The sequence below is a fragment of the Pseudomonas sp. P4_C3 genome, assembly GCF_056402075.1.
In genome coordinates this window covers 1-3,784 of record NZ_JBFUIC010000360.1, presented here as the reverse complement: position 1 = coordinate 3,784, position 3,784 = coordinate 1, and the positions used below count along the sequence as shown (strand labels likewise).

Sequence of the window (3,784 nt, the reverse complement as noted above, 5' to 3'; positions counted from 1 at the left end):
GCCTCTCGCTCTGAGCGTAGTTGCAGGGCTGCTTGCCGCAGGAGTCATCAAGCCAGATTCTTTCCACACAGAAACGAATGCGAAAGGCCCTGGAGTCGAAGTCACTACATCGGCGCCTAGCTTGACAGGACCATTGTCTTCTCCTCCGGAGCTAGTTGCTAGCCTCCCAGAGACGCAGGCATCGGAAGCTTCGGTAGTGAAAAACACCACTGAATTACCGGCCTCAACCTTGCGTCAGACTCAGTACATAAACAATAGATCGCTTCCTGAAATGCAAAAACTGCTCAATGACTATTGGTCTTCAGGTTTGAAGACTCTTATGTTCGGGGTAAGCTCTGACGCTAGCGTAACGTTTGGTGGAGTCTCTCAAGTGGTAACGAGAATATTCACGGACTTTGGGATCATCGGGATGATCCTTTTTGCAGGCTCTATGATTTTGCTTGCTATCGCGCTTCTGCGTAGAGCTGATTTGCCGAAATGGGCATTACTGTTTTTCGCGCTGTTCCTGTTTAGTATATATCAGCGGCCAATTGTCTGGATGCCTTACGCGTTCACGCTGTTCATTTGTTGTCCGGTATTAGCTGGAGTTAACGTGAGGAAACGAATCAGCGTTACTTAAACGTTATGACTTCATAACAGCTTCAATCTCAACATGACCCGCTACGGCGGGTTTATTGATATGGTCAGCCTGACCGAGAAGCCCTGCAGGTTTACGCTTGCAGGGCTTTTCTCGTTTTTGGCGGAGGATCTCTCATGAACACGGTGACACTTCGTAAGCGATCCGTAAACCCCGCCAGCCATCAAGATGGATAGCGCGTTTAACTACGCGATACCGGCGAGCAGTTCCAGGGCAGTAAAGCTTCGTAATCCTCAACCGAAGAGGCCGTCGGCAGGCGCTCAAGTGCGTGGCGCAGCCACGCATAGGGCTCTTGGCCGTTGGCTTTGGCTGTCTCGACCAGGCTGTAAAGTTGAGCACTGGCCGTCGCGCCTTTAGACGTGTCGGTGAACAACCAGTTCTTCCTTCCGATCACGAAGGGCCTGATGGCGCGTTCGGCAGGGTTGTTGTCAATCGGCAAGTAKCCTTCCTCGACATACCACGCAAGTTTGTTCCAGTTGTTGGCCAGATAACTGATGGCTTTGCCCAGGGCGTTCTGAGCTGTGACCTGAGGCTGTGTCTTTTCCATCCAGTTTTTCAACTGAGCCAGCACCGGCAGGCTGTGCGCGTGACGACCGGTTTTACGCTTGCCGTCGTTGCCAGCCTGTAGATCGCGTTCGATGCCATAAAGCTTGTTGATCAGGTTCAGCGCGATGTCGGCACGTCCCGTCTTGCCTTTGGGCTGTACTTTTTGCGCTTCGACGAATTTGCGTCGTGCATGCGCCCAGCAGCCTAAACGCTCAACCCCCTCCTGCGCGCCCAGCGCGTTGTAACCGGCATAATCATCGGTCATCACGTAGCCGCGATAGCCATCAAGCAGACGCGTCGGCACCTCCTGAGCCCGGCTTGTTGAGGAAGACGAAAAGCACAGGGTCGAATACCGCGACCTTGATATCCAGTTCGACCAGCGCGGCCAGGCCATCAATGGATTTTCGAAAGTCCACGGGTTTGGGGTAAAGATAGACTTTTTCGACTTTTGCATCGGGGCGCATCATGGCGGGCTGGCTCTTGAGGGAATCGGGAGCACAGCATCCGGGATCAGCTAAGCGCTTTGAATGTGGGGTTCATGGAGCGCTTACAACGAATTAACCGCTCAGGCCACCAGGAGCGGTTTTTCACCTTGGATATAGCGTATAAGAAAAATGCCCGTATCTTGCCATACGGGCATTTTCTTTAACCGGCCAGCAGATTGCCAGGTTTTTACACAGCCTGCAATGATCGGCTTTTTTCGTTCAATTACACGCTTAGTTCAATTCGATCTTCTCGCGATTTCTGTCCAGAAGCGCTTTACCAATCCCCTTCACTTCMAGCAGTTCATCTACTGACGCAAATGGCCCATTGCTTTCACGATATGCAACAATCGCTTTGGCCTTGGCCTCGCCTATACCCGACAGTTCACGCTGCAGCGTTGCTGAATCGGCACGATTAAGATCGATTTTACCCACTTGCCCCTTGGCGGCCACATCCAGTACCTGAGGTGTCTTGAGCACCTCGGGACTGGTCACTGGAGCAGCGAAAGTAACGACGGGAACACTGGTGAGAAGGGCAAAGACCAGAGAGTAGAAATAGCCTGTACGCATAATTGAAGCTCCATGACGGCGTTTTAGAAGGCAGCTTTTTCCGAAGCTGCTCCTCAAACTTAGGCTATGTAATGGCGCTGTCAAAAATATGTACATTGCAAAATATGAAACAATCAGGGTTCCAGGCGTCGCTGCTGGTAGATCCAGTCGACGATTTCACCATCCGGGGAGTAGCCACTAACGGTGTCGCGCAACAACTGGCGAACACGCGCATAATCGTCTTGATCAACGGCGCGGAGCAATTCGCTCAGCTTGACCTTCAGCACATCCCAGGACAGGTAATCCTCGTTGGCAGTCATGATCATCGGGTGCTGAGTGGCAGCCACGTTGTCACCGATCAATAATTCCTCATAAAGTTTTTCACCCGGACGCAGGCCCGTGAACTCGATAGAGATGTCGCCATGCGGGTTTTTTTCCGAACGGACGCTCAAACCAGATAAATGGATCATCTTCTCGGCGAGCTCAACAATCCTCACAGGCTCCCCCATGTCCAAAACGAAAACATCCCCGCCCTGCCCCATGGAACCCGCTTGAATAACCAGCTGCGCGGCTTCGGGAATGGTCATGAAGTATCGAGTAATCTTGGGGTGAGTGACCGTCAGTGGCCCCCCCGACTTGATCTGTTTGTGAAATAGCGGAATAACCGAACCGGACGATCCCAGAACGTTCCCAAACCGCACCATTGTGAAGCGCGTCTTGTTAACCCGAGAAACGTTGGTYGTGTCACCGAACAATACCGGTGCCATCTCTCGACTGAGCGCCTGCAGCGTCAACTCGGCAAGACGCTTGGTACTGCCCATTACATTGGTAGGCCTCACGGCCTTGTCAGTCGAAATCAATACAAAGTTGGAGACACCGGCCTGAAGTGCCGCCTGTGCTGTATTCAGTGTGCCGATCACATTGTTGAGCAGACCTTCAGCAATATTATGCTCGACCATAGGCACGTGCTTGTAAGCCGCGGCGTGATACACCGTATCCACACGCCAGGATTTCATCACATCCAGAAGTTTTTCCTGATTGCGCACAGACCCAAGAATTGGCAAAAGACGAATCGGCAATGACTCTCGTGCAATTCGCTGTTCCAGTTCGGACAAGATGCTGTAGAGATTGAACTCGCTATGCTCAAACAGCAAAAGTGTCGTGGGTCCGAGTGCCAGGATCTGACGGCAGAGTTCGGAGCCAATGGAGCCTCCAGCACCTGTAACCAGAACGGACTGCCCCTTGATGCAGTGCTCGAGCAAATCCCCCTGAGCCGGAACAGCATCGCGGCCGAGCAGGTCGGCAATGTCTACTTCCTGGATGTCGTCGACCTTGACCCTGCCACTGGCCAGATCCATGAAGCCCGGGACACTTCGAACGTGCAGAGGAAAACCTTCGAGAAAACCAAGAATCTCGCGGCGGCGACCACGGTTGGATGACGGGATGGCCAGGAGAATTTCCTGAGCGCCCGTGTTGTCGATCATTTGTTGGATATGTTTAGGCTTATATACTTGCAGCCCCGAAATAACCCTATCGGCAATACCGCTATCGTCATCGATAAAGGCAACAG

Annotated in this window: 4 protein-coding genes and 1 pseudogene; 1 reads left to right on the top strand and 4 read right to left on the bottom strand. The window is 52.6% G+C overall.

From position 1 onward, the window contains the following. On the top strand, nt 1-619 hold a 619-nt coding region (locus tag AC1DVH_RS27545; RefSeq protein ID WP_477756449.1), incomplete at its 5' end, for a hypothetical protein. Nucleotides 620-818: 199 nt separating this feature from the next. On the opposite strand, the pseudogene tnpC reads toward AC1DVH_RS27545, so the two are convergent. From tnpC to AC1DVH_RS27525, 4 genes and pseudogenes are all read right to left on the bottom strand, one after another. Then, nucleotides 819-1,508 (bottom strand): annotated as a pseudogene (tnpC, locus tag AC1DVH_RS27540) (IS66 family transposase); the annotation flags it as partial. Continuing rightward, a complete protein-coding gene (tnpB, locus tag AC1DVH_RS27535) occupies nt 1,468-1,647 on the bottom strand; it encodes an IS66 family insertion sequence element accessory protein TnpB (protein WP_477756450.1) in 180 nt (59 codons plus the stop codon). The pseudogene tnpC and the gene tnpB, both read right to left, overlap by 41 nt. 252 nt (nt 1,648-1,899) lie before the next feature. After that, a complete protein-coding gene (locus AC1DVH_RS27530) occupies nt 1,900-2,235 on the bottom strand; it encodes a ComEA family DNA-binding protein (RefSeq protein ID WP_477756448.1) in 336 nt (111 codons plus the stop codon). Nucleotides 2,236-2,348: 113 nt separating this feature from the next. Further along, nucleotides 2,349-3,784: polysaccharide biosynthesis protein (locus tag AC1DVH_RS27525; protein WP_477756447.1), on the bottom strand; the 1,436-nt coding region annotated here is incomplete at its 5' end.

What these genes read in the sequence shown, in the direction of transcription:
- tnpB (WP_477756450.1), bottom strand. Translation starts at nt 1,647, where the DNA reads ATGCGCCCCGATGCAAAAGTCGAAAAAGTCTATCTTTACCCCAAACCC.